This is a genomic window from Xanthomonas populi, assembly GCF_002940065.1.
Taxonomy (GTDB): Bacteria; Pseudomonadota; Gammaproteobacteria; order Xanthomonadales; family Xanthomonadaceae; genus Xanthomonas; species Xanthomonas populi.
Genome location: NZ_MDEJ01000077.1, coordinates 1 through 18944, shown reverse-complemented (window position 1 = coordinate 18944; position 18944 = coordinate 1). Strand labels below are relative to the sequence as shown.

Here is an 18944-nt window from a genome sequence, read left to right as displayed (position 1 = left end):
ATCGCTGATTTTTTGAAGGTATGGTCATCATCCAGTGCGTGTCACCACGGCTACGACTTGGTTGTTCGAGGTGCCCTTATCCATGAGCGAACTGTCCACCATGCGATCCACTGCGTTTCATGCTCCATTGCAAACAGCAACGATTAAACCCGCTGATTGCTTGCAAGTTGCAAAATTAACGCCCAATGTGGAATCGACAACTTCTCACTGGACCAGCCTCACTGGTTCAAGCCGCCCGTTGCAGGCACCGAGGTGTGTATGGGGCTCACCATGATCCGGCACATCGGCCGCTACCGATTGACGGCACACACGGCGCCGGCAGGTGACTTGTACGCTCCGGAAATTCTCGTCTCTTTCGAAGATGGCATCACCCTGCGCGGTTATAAAACGCCGGATATCAGATTCGATACCCAGCTTGCAGCGAGGCATTACGCCAAGCAATGAATGGGAAGATGCAAACTCTCGGCGTTGGGCATTCTCGAAGACAGCTGACATGCGTGTGCCGTTCGAGGTGCCGTGCCGATTGAGGAAGACTTACCAAGTTAGATCTGCAGATGCACGGACGTCTTTACCCGGCAACGATGCCTCAACCTCTGGCAAGCGCAGTCAAACCGCAGGGAATCCCAACGTGAAGCAAGCGCCCTGTCCGGGCTCGGATGCCACGTCGATGAACCCATTGGCGTGTCTCACTGCGCCGTCGACTTGCGCCAACCCCAAGCCGGTGCCCTTCCCTGCGGGCTTTGTCGTGAATTAGGCATTGAACAGTCGCTCACGTACCTCGGCTGCGATACCGCTGCCATTGTCGCTTACAGCGATGGTGACGTAGTCGCCACCGCAGCGAGCGCTTACCTCGTCGGCATCGGCAAGCATGCACTGTGCGACTGCGATAACGACCTTGCCGTGCTCGCCACACGCATCGCGTGCATTGATCACCAGATTCAAAAGCGCGCGCTCCAGCGTGTGCGGATCGACCAACGTCAGGCTCCTGGTCGCTGCCGGTGTCCACTCGATGGATACCGCGTTGCCTGCTGCCTGTTGCAGCAAAGGCAGCAGCCGAGCAACCGGATCGTTGAGATCCACCCATTCGGGCGCATACGGGTCATTGCGCGCGAACCCCAGCAGCCGCTGCGCCATGATCGAGCCCTGCTGCAAAGCGCCCTCGGCCATATGCAGAATCTTCCTGTCTTCCTCAATGACAGCGCCGCGAGACTGAACCACTTCGATGGCGGCGCCAGCGGTTTGCAGCACGTTATTGAAATCGTGAACGACACCTGCGAGCAATTGCCCGACAGCCTGCTCCTCCTGCGCGCGCTCGGCTAGGGTCTCGGCCAGTCGCTGGGCTGCACGTGCGATATCCAGCTCGTCTTCGACGGCACGCTCGTGGCCAATGTTGCCGTGAAGCTCGTGGCATATGGCGTCTGACAGTTCGCTTTGTCTGATCAGCGGGTCATTGTGGGCGCTCAGCGTCTGGTTGAGCGTGCGTAGCGCTTGCTGCGATTGCCGGCGCTCGGTGATGTTGCGATTGACCGCCAGCACGCCATCGATGCCGCCGTGAGCGTCGCCCAGCGGGCTGGTGCGCACCAGCCAGAATTGGTGTTGGCCATCTGCGCCGGTGCATTCGATCTCGAATTGACTGATCATTCCTTGACCCGCAGCCGCAAGCGCGTCTTCCACGCGGTGCCTGAATTCTTCCGGCCGCAGCAACGACCAGCGCCCGCCCACGATGGGCTTGGCATGCTCTGCCGCCAGGCGTGCCAGCCCATGCGCATTGACGAATTGGACGCGTCCATCCAGCGAAATTTCCTTGATGGAATCCAGCGACAGTTCGACCACTTGCCGGTAGCGATGATCGGGGAAATCTTGCGTTGTGTTCATCGTTTTCATCGTGCTCAAATCGATCACATGCCTTTCGCGTGGGAAACGTAGTGTGGTGCGGGCATCCTTTAGAACACCTGCTTTATGGACTTAAAAAACGAAAAACTGATCCTGGTGGTCGACGACGATGTTGACACTCTTGAGATCGCTGCGCTGTTGCTGTCGGATATTGGATATGCGGTTGTGACTGCTGCAGACGCCCAGGAAGCACTTGAACATATCGACACCTATCCGGGGATCGATCTGCTTTTTACCGACCTTCAAATGCCGGGCATGCTGGACGGCTATGGTCTCATCTCTTACCTGCGCTCGAACGGCAACAATGTGCCAGCCATCCTCACCTCCGGTCTTGGCCGCTCGCCCAACGGATTGCCTGAGCGCACCATCTTCCTGAGCAAACCCTATACACGCGGTGGTCTGGTGCAACAGATCGAGACGTTCGTGGGGCACTAGACACAGAGCGGCCGCAGTGACGCCCCACGGCCAAGCGGCTGCGTCTGCCTGACACAAGCGCGCCGCTCATCCTGCCGCAAGACCCATACAGTCGCCATTGCGTCCACACGCCATAGATCGCTGTGCGCGGCTCAAGCGCCCTTCTACGCTGAGCTCAATCCACTGGAGGAGCCAGGCAAATGAAGCGTAAAGAATAACCAGCCCGGCGGGGTGATGCTGGTGACACGCGGGGATGCGGCGCTGCGCCTGGCCTCGGTCAGCAAGCAGTTCACTGCAGTGGCCGTGCTGCAATTGGTGCAGGCGGGCACGTTGCGCCTGGATGCAACGCCGGTGTCGCTGGACCCGGCATTGAGCGGACCACTGGCCAAGGTGACGGTGCAGCAGCTGCGCACGCAAACCTCTGGCATCAAGAACATCAGCAGCATTGCTGCCTCGCGGGCGGCACGGCGCGAAGACACCGATGCGCTCGGTCTGATGAACTACTTCGAGGAGTTGCCGCCGGAATTCGATCCGGGCACACGGTTTGGCTACAGCAATTCCAACTACATCGTGTTGACGCACCTGATCGAGCGTGTGTCCGGGCAGCCCTACGCCAGCTACCTGCAGCCGTCTGTGTTCCAGCCGCTGGGCATGCAGCACACCCGCTACGACAACCACCTGGCGGTGATCGCCAAACGCCCGCAAGGCTATCGCCGCAGCAAGGGGGAATTGCAGAATGCGGACTTCATCAGCATATCGAAGCCGCAAGGCGCGGGTGGACTGATCAGCACGGTGGACGACCTTGCGATCTGGCATCGTTCCTTGCGCGACGGCCGGCCGGTTGCAGTGCCGCTGCTGGCGCAGGCGATGCGCAAGACCGCATTGGCCGATGGCACATCCTCGCCTCAGGGCTTCGGCCGGATCATCTTCCAGGTTAAGGGTCTGTCCGATGTGGAACACGGCGGCTTGTTCTGGATCGCCTGTGCCAATCGCTGCGACTCGATCGGCTTGAGCAGGTAGTCCACCGTGTTGTAGGCGAAGGCTTTCAGCGCGTAAGCATCGAATGCAGTGGTGAAGATGATGCGCGGCACCTGGGTAAGGCGTTCCAACACGTTGAAGGCCTCGCCGCCAGGCAGAGCGAGATCCAGAACCACCACCTCCGGTGCGGTGGAGTCGATCAGCGCCACCGCCGCCTCCACATCTTCGGGACACCCAACCACGCTCAGCTGCGGATAGGCCTTGAGTTGATGTTCAAGCTCGAAACGGTCCAGCCCCGAATCCTCCACGATCACCGCTTCGATCACGCAACGCCTCCAATCCATACATGGGCAACCACCTCATTGCCCTGCTCTTCCAGGCCAAGAGCGACCCTGGATCCAAACGACAGCTGCAAGCGCTGATGCAGGTTTGCCAGCCCGTGCCGCTGCCATCGGCTGGCGACAGACAGCCGCTATTGCGCACCTCGATCCGCAGCGCCGGGCCTTGTGTAGTCACTTGCACATGCCAGTCGCTGCCGGTGCTGCTGGGCCAAAGGCCATGCTTGATCGCGTTTTCCGCCAGCGATTGCACGCAAAAGCGTGGTACCTGCATTGCCAGTGCCAGCGGATCCACCTGCTCGGCATAGCGCAGACGTTTGCCAAGCTGCAGGCCCACCAGGGCAAGGTAATGGCGAACGAGGGACATCTCTTCGTCAACGCTTACAAGCGCCTCATCGCCACCGGTGAGCGGATAACGCAGCGTGCTCGCAAAGCGGGGGGTTGCCAACTCGGGGTCCTTGAGGATGAGCGCGCGGAATTGTTGCGCGTGTTGAAGGTGACATGCGGGCTGAGATGGCCGAGCAGACGTTGCAACTGTGCCTCTCTAAGGGCAAGTCGCAGATCGTTCTGCTGGCAGGCGGCTTCGGCCAATCGCGTCTGCCGGCTGATCGACAGCGACCGCAAACTCCATGCGATGTAGGCGGGCCACAGCAACGGCGTACCGGAGATCATCGGTGTGCTTCATGCAGTTCCATCAGGCCAGGCGACAACATGCGCAGCGACAGGAACACGGTGTTCACGGCCAGATCAACGCCGATCGCCACCCCCAGGCTGCTGATGAACAACATGCCCAGCCAGCGCAATTTCCCATAGCCATCGGCCTGCAATTGTCGCTAAAGCCGGCGCAGCACCAGGCTGCCCTGCAATCCGCCGGCGCTCAACGCCAGCACTGCGACGAGCTACAACCCATCGGGCACCGTCTCCTGGCTTGGGCGGGCGAGGTCAGCGATGGCCAGCAACAGCGACCACTCCAGCGTCTGCATCAGCCAGACCATGCGTTTTACGCAGTGCATCGGGCGCTTTTCCGGTCCATCGATCAAGCCACATTAACTCCCTCTGGCGCTCAGGCAACCCCGTGTTGCTGCATGCCGGAGCTAGAGAATAGGACCGGGCCGATCCAATTGCACGGTCCGCTTCAAAGCGATGCCATCCGTTGAGCACCTCACACCCTTTGCACCGCCGGCTGCTTAGCGTTGCTGAGATGAGCGCACGCATCACATCGCACGATCCAGTTTTTTCATCATCCCACAACAGCGCTGCAAAGAACGGGCTCAACCAGTCGATGGTGCAGCATTGGCTGAGCGCTCACCCGTATCTTCCTTTACCAGGGCGCGGCCGAACTACAGAGCGCTGGCAAGTGCTCGCCGATATCGCTGCGGACGATGTGTGTGTGGCCAAATTTCTGGAAGCGCATTACGACGCGCAGGCCATCTGCGCCGATCTCGCTGTCGATCTCCTCAAACCCGAGCAGCGTTGGGCCGTGTGGGCGGCTGAGCCACCGGGTTCGGACCTGCGATTTACCGGCAGTACGCTCGAAGGAACCAAGGCGTGGTGTTCTGGCGCAGCTCAGGTCACGCATGCCTTGGTGACCACGCAACACGCCGGCGCCAGCTGTCTGTTTGCCGTGGCGTTGGATCAGCCCGGTGTGCAGATCGATGCAAGCGGGTGGCAGGCGATCGGCATGCGCGACATCGAGACCGCCAATGTCACCTTCAACAAAGTTGCCGCGCAGCAGGTTGGATCCAGCGCTGCTTATCTGACACGGCCAGGGTTCTGGCATGGTGGCGCCGGCATCGCTGCCTGCTGGTTTGGCGCCACCATCGCCGTTGCCGATGTGCTGCGCACGGCATCCCGCGTACGCCGCGATCCGCATGCCGCCGCGCACCTTGGCGCCATCGATGCGGGCTTGGCCGCTGCTGGCGCGTTACTGCGTCAGCTTGCGCAACGGATCGACGCGAAGCCGGAGGATCCGCAGATGCGCGGCGTGCTGCAGGTACGCAGCGTTGTCGAAGCGGTGGCGCGCGACACGCTCGATCGGGTCGGCCGTGCACTGGGTCCGGGGCCGCTTTGCGGCGACCGCGTGCATGCACAACGTTGTACCGACGTGTCGGTCTTCATCCGACAACACCACGCCGAGCGCGATCTGCAAGCCTTGGGTGAGCTCTGCCAGCAACAGGATCTCGCATGGAAGATGTGACCTGCCAGCCAATCGAAGGCGCGGGCACACCCGAGTCGGTTTGGCGCGATGCAGCGTGTCTGAGCAGCATGCCGCGCAGCTCGCTACCGCAGCTGCTGCAAGGCAGCCACCGACTGGTCGTTGTCGCGCCCCACCCGGACGATGAGGTGCTCGGCTGCGGTGGGCTGATCGCAGCGGCGCGCGCGGCTGGTGTACCGGTGTTGATCATTGCGCTCACTGATGGCGAGCTGGCGTATCCCGACGAACCGGGCTGGGCGCCGCAAGTGCTTGGCCCTGCGCGGCGCCTGGAGCTGGATGCAGCCGTCCAACACCTTGGTCTGTTGCCAAGCGCATTGACCCATCTTGCATTGGGCGACGGCGCACTGGCTGCGCGCGAGGCGCACATTGCAGACGCGGTGGGCGGCTTGCTCGATGTGAACGACACGGTGCTGGTGACCTGGCAACGCGACGGCCATCCCGATCACCAAGCCGCATCGCGTGCGACCAAGGCCGCCTGCCAGACGCACCGTGCACACTTGCTGCAGTACCCGGTCTGGGCCTGGCACTGGTCGCAACCGGACGACGGTGTTTTTAGCGACCAGCGTGCCACCCGATTCGAGTTGTCTCCCACGGTGATGAAGGCAAAGCGGCGGGCCATCCAGTGTTTCGCAACGCAGATCGGCAATTGCACGCCGGCTGTCGCAGCGCCGATCCTGCCGCTGCATGTGCTGGAACGGTTCGATCGCTCTTTTGAGGTGTTCATCCGATGACGGCCTTGAGCGTGGCGCATTTCGAACAGCTCTATGTCGACGATGACCCGTTCGGCTATCGCTCCCGTTGGTATGAGCAGCGCAAACGCGACATCCTGCTTGGCAGCCTGCCCTATTGGCGCTTTGCAAAAGGCTGGGAATTTGGATGTTCCAACGGAGAACTCACTGCAGCACTCGCGCAGCGCTGTGACGCGCTGCTAGCCACCGACCTGTCTCAGCAAGCGGTGGACCTGGCAAGGGCGCGCGTCGAAGAGATGCGCCATGTCACCCTGCAACAAGCGGCGCATCCCGCAGATTGGCCAGATGGCAGCTTCGATCTGATTGTGTTCAGTGAGGTGGGCTACTACCTGGAAGATGCCGCATTCGAAAAAACCGTTGCGCAGTTTGCTCGATCGCTCACCGAGCGCGGTTGTCTGGTCGCTTGTCACTGGCGCCACCACTTCCACGGTGCGCTGCGCACTGCCGAGCAGGTACATGAAGGATTGATTGAGGCGTTGGCGGTGGAAACGCTGTGCACGTATCAAGACTCTGATTTCGTACTGCAGGCGTGGATGGCCGGACCATCGATTGCGCAACAGGAGCGCCTGCGATGATTGCGGTGACCATTCCGGCACATAACGAAGCAGAACTGATTGGGCAATGCCTGCAATCCATTCTGGTTGCAGCCCGGCATCCGCAATTGTCTGGAGAGCGCGTGGAAATCCATGTTGCGCTCGACCGCTGCACTGACCTCACCGGCAGCATCGCCCGTTCGCATGGTGCGTTGACGCTCAAGACCAGCGGCGGCGTCGGCATCGCACGTGCAGCGGCGGCGTCTGCGGCAATCGCCTGCGGGGCGCGCTGGCTTGCCTTCACCGATGCCGACACCCGCGTGCCACCGGATTGGCTGTCGGCACAGCTCGGCTGCGCGGCCGATGTATTCTGCGGCGTTGTGGAAGTAAGCGATTGGCGCAACTTCCGGCCAGAGACGCGCAAAGCCTTCATGGATAAGGAAATCCGACGAGACGGCCACCCGCACGTTCACGGCGCCAACCTGGGAATGAGCGTGGCCGCCTACCTGGCGGCCGGCGGTTTTTCCACACGGACCTCCAGCGAAGATGTTGCATTGGTCTGCGCACTGGAAGACGCCGGCATGCACATCGCACGCCTGGTAACCCCCGTCGTCAGCACCAGCGCCCGCCGCGACGCCCGCGCCACTGGTGGATTCAGCGACTACCTGGTCTGTCTGGAAGCCGCTGTCATGGCGCTCAGCCCGGTGCCTAGCGAGAACGCGTAATGAAATAGCCATTGGTTCAACAGCGGCACGTGATCAACAAACGACAGATCGGACAGGCGGGAGCCTGTGATGCGGTCGCCTGATCCCCATTGAGAACAGGCTGTTTCCAATGCCAGTACATCGCGGGCTTGTGCCTCAGCGGCATCGTGTCAGCGCGCGTCGACCATGCGCTCACCACGCTCGGCTACTGTCTCAAACCGCCGTTGCAAGTGCTGGCTGCGTGGGTCGCGCCACATCGTGCCGTCGTCGAAGAAGCACGCGTGCGCTTCGATCAGGAAACATCGAAGGTCTGACAATACCTCGCCTACCGTCGTATCGATCGACGACTGCATGCCGGCGTCTATCTGCACCGAAGGCCTAGCGCCTGAAGGCGCAAGGCCAACACGGTCGCGACAGGGCACCTGCGCCATTGCGATGCTCTACCGATTGCGTTCGTCACTGCCTTGCAGGCATCATGCGCCACGTTTTTTCGTCCCGCACCCCCAGAGGCCGGCTCCTTGGACAGTCATAGTGGATTGCGTCGCGGCACCTGCGCCGACGGATCCTGACCCAAGGTCGGCTCCGTCCGCACAGGACCGGGCTCATCGCGTGCGCTTGCGCCCACGCATTTCCTCGCAGTACCCCAACCATCCGCCAGACCTACACGCGCGGTCTTTGGCACTCCGACCTTGGAGATTGCCGATGTCCCTGAAGCTGTTCCCTGCCCTGCTGCTGGCAGCTGCATCGGTGCTTGCGTTCCGTGCACAGGCCGCCGCTAGCCTGACCACCGACGATGCCGCCCTGACCCCTGAAGGACGCTGCCAGGTGGAAACCTGGCTACGTGGCTCACACCAGGGGCGCGAATTGACCGCCGTGCCTGCCTGCACCCGGGCCGGCAACGAATTCAGCCTTGGGCTATCGACGTTTAGCGACCAGCCCCAGGCCGGTATCGTCGCACTGGGCGTGAAACGGCTGTTTCGCGATCTGGACCAGCAGCGCTGGGGCGTGGGTGCGTCACTGGGCGCGAACTGGGATGTGCGCCGGCAGCGTCTGGATGGGGTGATCATCACTGTACCGTTAAGCATCGCGCTGGACGCGGACCTGCGCAGCTTGCTGCATCTGAACGTGGGCGCAAACACGCCCAGCGGCACGGCGATGGCGCTGACTGCAAGCGTAGGCATGGAGCACACGCTGGGCCCTGCCTGGACGTTGCTGGCCGAGACGGTCGGCGACAGCCGTGGTGGTTTCGGCCAGCAGGCTGGACTGCGGCGCCTGTTCGGCGACCGCGCCAGCGTGGATCTGCTGGCCGGATATCAGCACGGTGAAGACCACACGCCGTGGGTGACACTGGGATTCAATCTTTTATTGCCCGATTGATCGCTGGAATGAAAAAGCACCTGTTCGCTAACAGCAACAGCGCTTTTTGCGTAAAGAGGCTCGGCTTCTATCAGGCAACTACGCGAACGTTTCTAGCTGCCCATACGGAAATCTAGGCTTATTGGCATGCCAAAAACCTTGAATTTTGCACAATCGATTCCATTGGCTGTGTCTGCTTAGTATAAATTAAGATGGATATACTAAATTAAAAATTGAATGTCGAGAGAGATCCGGCTGTATTTTTATCGCGGGCAAGACCGCTCGCCGAGCATACGGCAGAGTCCGTTAGATTCGCTAACTGACGGTCGAATCCGCTAGAGGGTGTGGGGGATTCACCGACAGTTTGAGGTAAATCCCTGCTTCACTGCGATAGTGATCGCATTTAGGATTGCCGCCGTCTGAGAAACGTGATGCTTCACTGTCGAGTTCGCTCTGACTTTGTTCTGCACTAGAGCTTGCTAGTGGCGTTCTAATCCTTTCTGTCTATGGATTAAATCGCAAATGCCTATTTGCTCGGTTTTTCTCTGAATTGCAACTGACCATTCAGGTTTCAGAGTTCTTGGATAGCGCCGTTAAACAATCTCGCAAGCACACGATTGGATACAGCAATGCATTCCCCGTGTTCTAAGCGGCGCTTATCCGAAGGGACGGATTAGCGACGAATAAAGTGAATTACCCGTGAAATTAAATGCCTCCGTCGGCACCACCGCTGACGTGGGAAACCTTTGCGCCAAATTCAGATAGTCAGCAGTAGCGGCGCGCCAAATGACCGGATTAAACGAACTATGAATCGCTCGCTACTCGCAACGACCATCGCATCCTGCCTCGTCCTGACCGCCTGTGGCGGCGGTGGCGGTGGTGGCAACGTCCGCAGCGACCCGCCACAGAGCACGGTTGTGGCCCCGACGCCGTCCACGCCTGCACCGACCACTCCGACCACTCCGACGACACCGACGACACCGACGACACCGGTTCCGACGCCGATGCCGACGCCGATGCCGACGGCGCCTGCCACTCCGGCGCCCGCTCCAGCCCCAGCGCCAGCTCCAGCTCCAGCCCGTTACCAGGGTCTTGGCAGCAATCTGCTGGTGCCGACCAATGCGGATCTGGCGCAGCAGGCAGGTGCCAGGGGTCAGGGCGTGAAGGTGGCAGTGCTGGACGACAACCTGGTCCCCAGCTATGCGCCGATCAGCGGCAAGGTCGACAGCTTCAATGATTACACCGCCAGCCCCGGCACGCCGGAGTCGTCTGCGAACGCATTGCGTGGCCACGGCACGGTGATCTCGGCGCTGGTGCTGGGTTCGGCGCAGGACGGCTTTGCCGGTGGTATCGCACCGGATGCGGACCTGTTCTATGCGCGCATCTGCGCTGAAAATTCCTGCGGCACCCAGCAGACCCGCCGCGCGGCGGTGGATCTGGCGGCTGCCGGCGTGCGGATTGCCAATCTTTCGATCGGTGCCTCGTACGCAGATGCTGCCAGCAGCGCGAACGCTGCGCTGGCCTGGAGGTTCGCCCTGGCTCCGCTGGTGCAGGCCGATGCGCTGATCGTGGCATCGACCGGTAACGAAGGCGCGTCCAAAGCCTCCTCCCCGGCGGCAACGCCGGTGCAGGAAGCCAGCCTGCGCAACAACTGGCTGGCGGTGGGCGCGATCAACATCGACGCCGCCGGCAATGCGGCCGGCCTGACCAGTTATTCCAACCATTGCGGCGCCGCTGCGCAGTGGTGCCTGGTGGCGCCGGGCAGCTACTTTGCCCCGGCCCTGGCCGGCACCGAATTGCAGGGCCAGATCGCCGGCACCTCGTTTTCCACCGCTGCGGTGACCGGCGTCGCGGCGCAGGTGCTGGGCGTGTATCCGTGGATGAGCGCCTCCAACCTGCAGCAGACCTTGTTGACCACTGCCACCGATCTGGGCGACCCGGGCGTGGATGCGTTGTACGGCTTTGGCCTGGTCAATGCGGCCAAGGCGATCAAGGGCCCGGAGCAGTTCATCAACAACTGGTCGGCCAACGTGACTTCCGGTTACGACAGCACCTTCAGCAACGACATCTCTGGCGCTGGCAACCTGACCAAGAACGGCGCCGGCAAGCTCACGCTGAGCGGCAACAACACCTACACCGGCGGCACCAGCGTCAGCGACGGCGTGTTCGCGCTGTCCGGCAGCCTGCGTTCGGATGTGAGCGTGCTCAACTCGGCCACGTTCGAATCGCGCGGCGGTGTGATCAACGGTAACTACAGCGTGGTCAACAACACCGGCACCACCGCCCTCGAACTGGGCAAGGGATTGACCGTCACCGGCCAGGCCAGTTTGAAGGGCAATGTGTTGTTGCTGCCGGAAGCGGCTGGCTACAACGTCGGCAGCAGCGAAAAGATCGTCCAGGCCGGCAACCTGCAGGGCACCTTCGATCGCGTGCAGTACGCCAACAATTTCTTCTGGACCGCCTCACTCGCCTACGACCCGACCACCGTTACCGCCACGCTGACCCGTAATGCTTCCGCTGCCAGCGCGCAGGCGGCCGGTGCGCCGCAGTCGGTGGTCAACGGTGCCGCGCAGGCCGATACGCTGGTCAAGGTGCTGGATACGCGTGTGGCGTCCGGCGATACCGATAATCTGGGTGGGCTGATCAGCGCCACCGGCTCGCTGCTGGCAGCCACCGATGCGCAGGTTGCCGCATCGCTGCCGACCCTGGCTGGCCAGGTGCACGGGATCGAGCGCACGCTGGGCTTCCAGTCTGCACTCAACGATGCACGCGTGGCTGCCGATCGCCTGCCCTACCTGGCCGACACCACCACGCTGACCACCTGGATGCAGTCCAGCTATCTGGACGGCAAGCTGGGCGGCAGCGGCTTCGACTCGGCCGATTACACCCAGCAGTCCACCACCGTCGGTGTGGATCTGCCGGTGGGCAGCGCCGGCACGATCGTGGGTGCGGCGGTGAGCTCCGGCCAGGACCGTGCCAACATCGATGCCTCGGCCAGCCGTCTGCGCGCGGACCGTTACGCGATGACCGCGTATCTGTATCAGCCGATCGGTCAGGCTTACCTCTCGGGCATCGGTTCGTATGGCATGAGCAATGTGGAAACCGAACGCACCGTGCAGGCCGGCAGCATCGGCGAGCGTCTGCAGGATCGTCGTCACGACACCAATTGGTCGCTGCGCGCCGAACTCGGTCTGCTGCCGCGTGCAGGGTTGTCACCGTTCGTCGCCGTCGGTGTGGTCAGCCAGACGCAGGATGCCTTCAGCGAAGCATCGGTCACCGGTCTGGGCTTGAGCGCGAGCAGCGACACGCTGCGCGCAGGTTATGGCGAAGTGGGTGTGCGCGGCCATCTGGCACGCGGCAAGTGGGGCTTCGATGGCCTGGTTGCCTACCGCTCGCTGTTCGGCAACCCGAACTCCGACTTCACCGCGTGGTTCACCGATTTGCCGGAAGCGCGCTTCAACGTCGCCGGCGAGCCGGTGTCCAAGCAGGCGCTGCGTGCCTCGGTCGGTGTGCGTTACCAGCTGAACGATGAGTTCTCCATCTACGGCAACGCGGGTGCCGAGCGTGGTCGTTCGGATGCCAACAGCATCAACGCCAATGTCGGCCTGCGCTGGCAGTTCTAAGCGCCAGCTGCAGACCCACCGCGCGGCCGCAAGGCTGCGTGGCCGGCATGCAGAGGCGGCATGCACTACACGCATGCTGCGGTTGCCGATGCAGCCGCCAGCGCCTGCGCGTGCGCTGCAAGTGCAAGTGCAAGTGCAAGTGCAAGTGCAAGTGCAAGTGCAAGTGCAAGTGCAAGTGCAAGTGCAAGTGCAAGTGCAATCGTGATGCTGCGTGTGCCTGCGTTTGTATCTGCCAAAAAGAAGCCCCGGCATGCCGGGGCTTTTTTTTCTACTGCGCTGAATCAGAAATTCCAACCCCAGGTGACCTGGCCACCGTATGCGGTCTGGCCATCGCCGTTGAGTCCTTGCAACGACAACGACATGCGGCTGTTGGGCCAGGTGATCAGGCTGGCGCCCAATTCGCCAACTACCGCATTCTTCGCCAGCGTGACGCTCTGCACGGAGAACTGCGAGCCGGTGCCGATGAAGCCGGCCGAACGCTCCACAGCGCGGTCGCCGAACGCATGCCGCCAACCCACCGACGCGTACAACCCTGCCACCGGGCCCAGCTGCCAACGCCCGCGCACACCCACCGTGCTGGTGGTGTAATCGTCCTTGGCACTGTCCACCGACAGCCCGGCAATGCCGCCGCGCTCGTTGAAACCATCGGTCTTCAGATGGGTGTAGTCGGCCGCGATGAAGGGGCTGTACACCGCATTGCCGATGCGCAGATTCCAGGCCGCCTCCAGCGACACGGTGATGGCCTTCGCATCGTAATTGCTGCTCAGCTGCTCTTCGAGGACGCCGGGCAACATCACCCGACGCGTGCTGTCCACGCTGTAGTCCGCATAGTCGACCGACGCTTGCAGCGCGAACGCAGACCAATCGGCCTGGCCGTAGATGCCGGCATGGGTGCCATCGATATCGGAGCGATCAAAGGATTCGCGCGAGCGGGTTTCGATGTCCTGATTACCGACCGCAATACCGACCACACTGCGCTCGCCGAGGCGCCGTTCTGCACCGGCCATGATGCCGTTGTCTTCGCGTCGCACCGATGCGGTGTTGGCGTCTCCATCGACACGATTGGGCAGGCTACGTCCTGTGATCCACACTGTGGTGTCGCCCACGCGCGCGTCCTGACTGTCGCCACGCAGATGATTGCCGACGCCGCTCAGCAGGAAGCGGCTATCCAGCAACGCAGTGGCCGTGCTGGCATGGCTTTCGCCAGACAGCGAGGCAAACGCAGTGCTGATCGCCTGCGGATCGTCCGGCAAGCGCACCACGGCCTGGTAGACCGGGTTGGCGGTCGGCAATCCATCCACGGCAGCTGCGGCAGCCTGCTGGTTTGGCACGGTGACCGCATCGACCATGGCCACGGTGTTGCGACCGAGCGACACCGACAACGCAGTAGCGCTGCTGCTGACATTCGGCTCGACGAACGCAAAGTCGGAGACGAGATTGGTGAACTGCCCGGTGAGCCCGCCAGCGGCGGTGATCACCGGAATCTCGGTAAACAACGGCAGATCCGTCGCACGCACCAACTGCAGGGTACTGCCCGCTGCCAGCGTGGCCGCACCGCCCACGCTGATGGGTGTGACCACGCCGCCTTCGCCTGGCGTGACCTGCAAGGTGGAGCCATTCCCGAGCGTGACAGTACCGCCGACACTGATGGTGCCGGTGGTGCCGCCGATCACCACGGTGCCGCCCGAGGTCAGGCTGCCGACGCTACCACTGCCGGTGAGCGTGCCGCCCGGTCCCACCGTCACCGGCCCGCCCAAGGCGGCGCCCGGATTGTCCGGATTGCCCACGCTCAAGGTGCCGGCATTGACGTCGGTCGGTCCGGTGAAGCTGCTGCTGTTGGCAGTGAGCAACAGGGTGCCGGTGCCGAGCTTGACGAAGCGACCGACCCCGAACAGCCTGCCTGCATAGGTGCCGTTAGTGTTCTGCAGGAATGTCAGCGCGCTACTGTTGAAGATGTCGCCCTGCAGGCTGTCGGTATCGCCGACCAGCGTGCCGGTAGCGATGGTGGTGCCGCCGAGATAGCCGTTAACGCCATCCAGCGTGAGCGCACCGGCACCGGTCTTGATCAATGCACCGCTACCGTTGATGTCGCCGGCAAACGTGCCATCACCTGCCTGATCGAACACCAGCACCGCGTCGTCGACGATGTTGCCTTGCAGGCTGGCGGTGTTGCCGATCAGGCTGCCGCCGGCAATCGTGGTGCCGCCGCTATAGGTATTGGGAGCGACAAGCGTCAACGCACCCGCACCCTGCTTGACCACATTACCCGTGCCGCTCACCGCCCCTGCAAACACGCCGTCGGCGGCCTGGTCAAATACCAGCGTAGCGTTGTCGACCACGTTGCCCTGCAGGCTGGCGCTGTTGCCGATCAACGTACCGGCACTGACCAAGGTGCCGCCGGTATAGGTGTTCGGACCAACCAACTGCAACACGCCAGTGCCGGCCTTTTCCAGCGAACCGGTGCCGCTGACCGCGCCGGCATACACACCGCCGGTCGCCTGGTTGAACACCAAGGCCGCGCTGTTGGCGATATCGCCCTGCAGGCTGGTGGTGTCGCCGATCAGCGTACCGGCAACGATCGTGGTGCCACCGGTGTAATCATTCGCACCGTTGAGCAGCAGATCGCCGGCGCCATCCTTGATCACGGTGCCGGTGCCGGTGATCGAACCGGTAAACACGCCATCGGCCACCTGGTTGAACGCCAACGTGGCGTTGTCGACGATCGCGCCTTGCAAGCTTGCGCTATCGCCCACCAGCGTGCCGGCGTTGAGTGTGCTGCCACCGATGTAGCTGTTGCTGCCGTCGAGCGTCAGCGTGCCGATGTTGGTCTTGATCAATGTGCCGCTGCCGGTGATGTCGCCGGCCAGGGTCAGATCCGCCGGGTTGTCAACGGTGAGCGCAGCGCCCAGCGTTACCGCGTTACCCAGTGTTGCGGCAACCGCATTGCTCAGCACCGCATCGCCGACGACCGACAAACCGCCGCTACCCAGCGCAGTATTGCTGCCAATCGCCAACGTGCCATCGCTGAGCACGGTGCCGCCGGCATAGCTGTTGTTGCCGTTGAGCGTGAGCGTGGTCGCACCGTTCTTGATCAACCCACCGGCCCGGCGAAGACGGCGAAGCTGTTTTGCCAGTCGCTGTTGAGCAAGCCATCGGCCGTGGTCCAGTTGGTCGGACCCGCTGTCCACACGCCTGCGCCGCCATCGATGCTGCCGTTGGCCAGCGTCTGCGCACCATCCCAAAACTGCACGTTGGTGCCGGGTGCTGAGACCACCACGTTGACCTGCTGCGACAACGCGGTTTGCAGCGCCAACTGGGTGAGATCGATGGTGCCCGGAATCGTGCCGAAGCCCAGCCCGTTATCGGTCAGTGCGCCGGTGTAATCGATCAGGCGATACACGCCATTTCCGAAACCACCGATGTCGGTGATGTTGAGCGTGCCGTCCAGGGTGAGATCGCCGTTGACCGCTAACACACCCGTGTTGCTGGGTGCGCCGAGGAACGCATCGATGGTGGCATTGGGCGCCAGGTTCAATGCGCCCGTGGTCAACACCGCACCACTGGTCACCACCAGGCGGCCGCCATCGTTGACGGTGACCGCTGCAGCGACTTCGCCGGTACCGCTCAGCGTGCCGCCCGTTGCGACGGTCACACCGCCGCTACTGGCCAGCAGGCCATCCACATCCAGCGTGCCTGCAGTAATCTGCGTTGCACCGCCGAGCGCGCTGACGCCGGTGAGCTGCACCGTGCCCGTGCCCACCTTTTCCAGGTTGCCTGCATCGCTCAGGCTGCCGGCGAACGTGCTGCTGAGGTCGTTGACGCCCAATTGCAAGGTATTGCCGCCAAGGATCGCGACATTGCCCTGCCCGGTCACCGCGCCCAACGCCGTCGTGCTGCCCAGCGAGAGCCCCGCACCTGCCGCGACATCCACCGCACTGGTCGCACCCAACGCACCAGGTGCAGCGGTTGCCAGCACGCCGGCCTGCACCGCCACCGGGCCAGTGAAGCTGTTGGGACCAGACAACGTCAATGTGCCCAACCCGTTCTTGGTCAACGCACCTGCACCGCTGATGGCGCCGGTCAGTGCCAGATCATCTGTACTGGCAATGGTCAGATCGGCACCGAGATTGACCGCATTGCCCAGTGCCAGCGCAATCGCGTTGCTCAAGGTGGAATTGCCCAGCACCGTCAAGCTGCCGAGACCCAACGCGCTGTTGCTGCCAACCGCCAAGGTACCAGCGTTCAAAACGCTGCCGCCGACATAGCTGTTGGTGCCATCAAGCGTGAGCGTGGAGGCACCGTTATTGATCAAACTGCCCGCACCGTTGATCGCACCGGACAAGGTCAGATCGTTACTTCCGATCAGGTTGAGCGCACCGCCGAGCACCACTGCATTGCCCACAGCCAATGCTTGATTGCTATCGAGGTTGGTGCCGGCTGCCGCAGTCAACGTGCCGGTGCCGAGTGCTTGCGCATCGCCAAGCACCAACGTGCCGCCGCTGAGTGCAGTGCCACCGGTGTAGCTGTTGGCCGCATCGAGTACCAGGGTGCCGGTGTCGAGTTTCTCCACGCCACCGATGCCGGAAATCGCCACATCGATCGTGGCGGTGGCACCCGGGTCCACACGTACTGCAGTCAACGAGGCGACCACGTTCAATGCACCGGCGCCGGCGTCGGTCAACCGATACCCATCGGTGACGAACTGCAGGCCACCGATGCTCTGCGTGCCCTGCACGCCCACCGCGCCTGCGGTGCCGGCAAACACCGCGAAATCGCCTTGCCAGGTGCTGTTGACGGTGCCGTCCTGGCTGGTCCAATTGGTCGCCGCACCCCAGGTGCCGGCGCCGCCATCGACGGTGCCATTTGCGGTGGTCTGCACGCCGTCCCAGAACTGCACGATGCTGCCCGGTGCAGTGACCACCAGATTGAGCTGCTGGCCGATGGCGGTCTGCAAGGCGAGCTGGCTCAGATCCACGCTGCCGGGAATCACACCAAATGCCAACCCGTTGTTGGTGAGCAACCCGGTGTAGTCGATCAAGCGATACACGCCGGTGCCGAAACCGCCGATGTCGGTGATGTTGAGCGTGCCGTCCAGGGTGAGATCGCCGTTGACCGCGAGCAGACGCGTGTTGCTCGGCGCTGCCAGTGCGACATCGAGAAACGCGCCCGGCGCCAGCGACAACCCACCCACGCTGAGCGAGGAGCCACTGGTCAATGCAAGCCGGCCGCCATCGCCGATGGTCACGCCACTGGTCACGCTGCCGTTCGTGCCAGTGCCAGTCAGCGTGCTGCCGAGCGCAACATTCAACGCGCTGGTGCCGAGACTGCCGATCACATCCAGCGTACCGCCGCTGACCTGGGTGGCACCACCGATCGCGCTGGTGCCGAGCAAGCGCACCGTGCCCACGCCGCTCTTGTCCAGATTGCCGCCACCACCCAGGCTCCCGGCAAAATCGCCGCCACCCAACTGCAGCGTGCCGCCTGCATCGGTGTCGACGTTGCCGGCACCGCTGAGCGCGGTGATCAAGCCACCGGTGGTCAGATTCAACACCGCGCCTGCTGCGACATCGACATTGCTGGCATTGCCGAGCGCCGCGCCAGTGCTGGCCACCAGTGTGCCGGCCTGAATCGCCAACGGGCCGGTGTAGCTGTTGCTGCCGGTCAAGGTCAGGGTGCCGGCGCCGGCCTTGATCAAATCGCCTGTACCACTGATGTTGCCGCTGGCCAGCATGTCCGCGCCGTTGTCCACGGTGAGCGCTGCGCCAAGTGCGATGTCGTTGCTCAATGCCACCGCAATCGCATTGCTCAACGCCGCGTTGCCGACCACCGACAGACTGCCGGTACCGAGTGCATCGTTGGCACCGACCGCAATGGTGCCGGAAGCCAACGTGGTGCCGCCTGCGTACGTGTTGCCTGCGTTGAGCGACAACGTGGTGGCGCCATTCTTGATCAGACTACCGGTGCCGCTGATGGCACCGTTCAAGGTCAGATCGTTGCTAGCGACCAGGGTGAGCTGATCGTTCAACTGCAGCGCATTGCCCACAGTCAGCGCTGCATTGGTATCTATGGCCTGTTAACACTAATGGCCTGAGCGAGTAAACTATCGGGTATGGAGATCACACCAGAGCAATTTTCCCTAAT

At 62.6% G+C, this 18944-nt stretch carries 13 protein-coding genes and 2 pseudogenes; 10 read left to right on the top strand and 5 right to left on the bottom strand.

The window, feature by feature from the left end:
* The first annotated feature begins 258 nt into the window (after positions 1–258).
* A complete protein-coding gene (locus XpopCFBP1817_RS13085; protein ID WP_128417464.1) occupies positions 259–444 on the top strand; it encodes a hypothetical protein in 186 nt (61 codons plus the stop codon).
* 162 nt (positions 445–606) lie between these two features.
* Here the strand turns inward: XpopCFBP1817_RS13085 and XpopCFBP1817_RS13080 are convergent.
* A pseudogene (locus XpopCFBP1817_RS13080) lies at positions 607–1875 on the bottom strand (two-component system sensor histidine kinase NtrB).
* A gap of 84 nt (positions 1876–1959) precedes the next feature.
* Here XpopCFBP1817_RS13080 and XpopCFBP1817_RS13075 point away from each other — a divergent pair.
* Positions 1960–2328 carry a response regulator gene (locus tag XpopCFBP1817_RS13075; RefSeq protein ID WP_128417463.1) on the top strand — a complete coding sequence of 123 codons (369 nt, stop codon included), beginning with the start codon at positions 1960–1962 and terminating at the stop codon, positions 2326–2328.
* Positions 2329–2541: 213 nt separating this feature from the next.
* Positions 2542–3327: a serine hydrolase domain-containing protein gene (locus tag XpopCFBP1817_RS13070; protein ID WP_128417462.1), complete on the top strand. Its 786-nt coding sequence runs from the start codon at positions 2542–2544 to the stop codon at positions 3325–3327.
* On the opposite strand, the gene XpopCFBP1817_RS13065 is transcribed toward XpopCFBP1817_RS13070, so the two are convergent.
* Positions 3213–3611 carry a LytR/AlgR family response regulator transcription factor gene (locus XpopCFBP1817_RS13065; RefSeq protein WP_128417461.1) on the bottom strand — a complete coding sequence of 133 codons (399 nt, stop codon included), beginning with the start codon at positions 3609–3611 and terminating at the stop codon, positions 3213–3215. The genes XpopCFBP1817_RS13070 and XpopCFBP1817_RS13065 overlap by 115 nt on opposite strands.
* A 232-nt stretch (positions 3612–3843) precedes the next feature.
* On the opposite strand from XpopCFBP1817_RS13065, the gene XpopCFBP1817_RS21605 reads away from it, so the two are divergent.
* Positions 3844–4263: a hypothetical protein gene (locus tag XpopCFBP1817_RS21605; protein WP_158251302.1), complete on the top strand. Its 420-nt coding sequence runs from the start codon at positions 3844–3846 to the stop codon at positions 4261–4263.
* Between the two features lie 28 nt (positions 4264–4291).
* On the opposite strand, the gene XpopCFBP1817_RS23580 is transcribed toward XpopCFBP1817_RS21605, so the two are convergent.
* Positions 4292–4426, bottom strand: a complete 135-nt coding sequence (locus tag XpopCFBP1817_RS23580) for a hypothetical protein (protein WP_279627114.1) — start codon at positions 4424–4426, stop codon at positions 4292–4294.
* A 398-nt stretch (positions 4427–4824) separates the two neighbouring features.
* On the opposite strand from XpopCFBP1817_RS23580, the gene XpopCFBP1817_RS13055 reads away from it, so the two are divergent.
* The 4 genes from XpopCFBP1817_RS13055 to XpopCFBP1817_RS13040 are packed head-to-tail and all read left to right on the top strand — an operon-like array spanning position 4825 to position 7845.
* The gene (locus XpopCFBP1817_RS13055; protein ID WP_167393930.1) at positions 4825–5820 is read left to right on the top strand and encodes an acyl-CoA dehydrogenase family protein; all 996 of its coding nucleotides are present in this window, start codon (positions 4825–4827) and stop codon (positions 5818–5820) included.
* Complete coding sequence (locus tag XpopCFBP1817_RS13050; protein ID WP_128417459.1) at positions 5808–6569, top strand: PIG-L deacetylase family protein; 762 nt, start codon at positions 5808–5810, stop codon at positions 6567–6569. The genes XpopCFBP1817_RS13055 and XpopCFBP1817_RS13050 overlap by 13 nt, the downstream gene beginning before the upstream one ends.
* Positions 6566–7162 (top strand): class I SAM-dependent DNA methyltransferase, encoded by a 597-nt coding sequence (locus tag XpopCFBP1817_RS13045; protein ID WP_128417458.1) that lies wholly within the window; start codon positions 6566–6568, stop codon positions 7160–7162. The genes XpopCFBP1817_RS13050 and XpopCFBP1817_RS13045 overlap by 4 nt, the downstream gene beginning before the upstream one ends.
* Positions 7159–7845, top strand: coding sequence for a glycosyltransferase family 2 protein (locus tag XpopCFBP1817_RS13040; RefSeq protein WP_128417457.1), 687 nt, complete (start codon positions 7159–7161; stop codon positions 7843–7845). The genes XpopCFBP1817_RS13045 and XpopCFBP1817_RS13040 overlap by 4 nt, the downstream gene beginning before the upstream one ends.
* A 149-nt stretch (positions 7846–7994) precedes the next feature.
* On the opposite strand, the gene XpopCFBP1817_RS13035 is transcribed toward XpopCFBP1817_RS13040, so the two are convergent.
* Entirely contained in the window at positions 7995–8177 is a 183-nt protein-coding gene (locus XpopCFBP1817_RS13035) for a hypothetical protein (protein ID WP_208619614.1), read from the bottom strand.
* Positions 8178–8526: 349 nt separating this feature from the next.
* Between XpopCFBP1817_RS13035 and XpopCFBP1817_RS13030 the strand changes: the two genes are divergently transcribed.
* Both XpopCFBP1817_RS13030 and XpopCFBP1817_RS13025 read left to right on the top strand, forming a co-directional pair.
* Positions 8527–9201 (top strand): hypothetical protein, encoded by a 675-nt coding sequence (locus XpopCFBP1817_RS13030; protein ID WP_128417455.1) that lies wholly within the window; start codon positions 8527–8529, stop codon positions 9199–9201.
* 785 nt (positions 9202–9986) lie between these two features.
* The gene (locus tag XpopCFBP1817_RS13025) at positions 9987–12803 is read left to right on the top strand and encodes a S8 family serine peptidase (protein ID WP_128417454.1); all 2817 of its coding nucleotides are present in this window, start codon (positions 9987–9989) and stop codon (positions 12801–12803) included.
* Positions 12804–13084: 281 nt separating this feature from the next.
* Here XpopCFBP1817_RS13025 and XpopCFBP1817_RS13020 read toward each other — a convergent pair.
* A pseudogene (locus XpopCFBP1817_RS13020) lies at positions 13085–18870 on the bottom strand (autotransporter-associated beta strand repeat-containing protein); the annotation flags it as partial.
* Positions 18871–18944: the final 74 nt, after the last annotated feature.

What these genes read in the sequence shown, in the direction of transcription:
- XpopCFBP1817_RS21605 (WP_158251302.1), top strand. Translation starts at nt 3,844, where the DNA reads ATGCTTGATCGCGTTTTCCGCCAGCGATTGCACGCAAAAGCGTGGTAC.
- XpopCFBP1817_RS13035 (WP_208619614.1), bottom strand. Translation starts at nt 8,177, where the DNA reads ATGCAGTCGTCGATCGATACGACGGTAGGCGAGGTATTGTCAGACCTT.
- XpopCFBP1817_RS13030 (WP_128417455.1), top strand. Translation starts at nt 8,527, where the DNA reads ATGTCCCTGAAGCTGTTCCCTGCCCTGCTGCTGGCAGCTGCATCGGTG.
- XpopCFBP1817_RS13045 (WP_128417458.1), top strand. Translation starts at nt 6,566, where the DNA reads ATGACGGCCTTGAGCGTGGCGCATTTCGAACAGCTCTATGTCGACGAT.
- XpopCFBP1817_RS13040 (WP_128417457.1), top strand. Translation starts at nt 7,159, where the DNA reads ATGATTGCGGTGACCATTCCGGCACATAACGAAGCAGAACTGATTGGG.
- XpopCFBP1817_RS13085 (WP_128417464.1), top strand. Translation starts at nt 259, where the DNA reads ATGGGGCTCACCATGATCCGGCACATCGGCCGCTACCGATTGACGGCA.
- XpopCFBP1817_RS13050 (WP_128417459.1), top strand. Translation starts at nt 5,808, where the DNA reads ATGGAAGATGTGACCTGCCAGCCAATCGAAGGCGCGGGCACACCCGAG.
- XpopCFBP1817_RS13070 (WP_128417462.1), top strand. Translation starts at nt 2,542, where the DNA reads ATGCTGGTGACACGCGGGGATGCGGCGCTGCGCCTGGCCTCGGTCAGC.
- XpopCFBP1817_RS13055 (WP_167393930.1), top strand. Translation starts at nt 4,825, where the DNA reads ATGAGCGCACGCATCACATCGCACGATCCAGTTTTTTCATCATCCCAC.
- XpopCFBP1817_RS13075 (WP_128417463.1), top strand. Translation starts at nt 1,960, where the DNA reads ATGGACTTAAAAAACGAAAAACTGATCCTGGTGGTCGACGACGATGTT.
- XpopCFBP1817_RS13025 (WP_128417454.1), top strand. Translation starts at nt 9,987, where the DNA reads ATGAATCGCTCGCTACTCGCAACGACCATCGCATCCTGCCTCGTCCTG.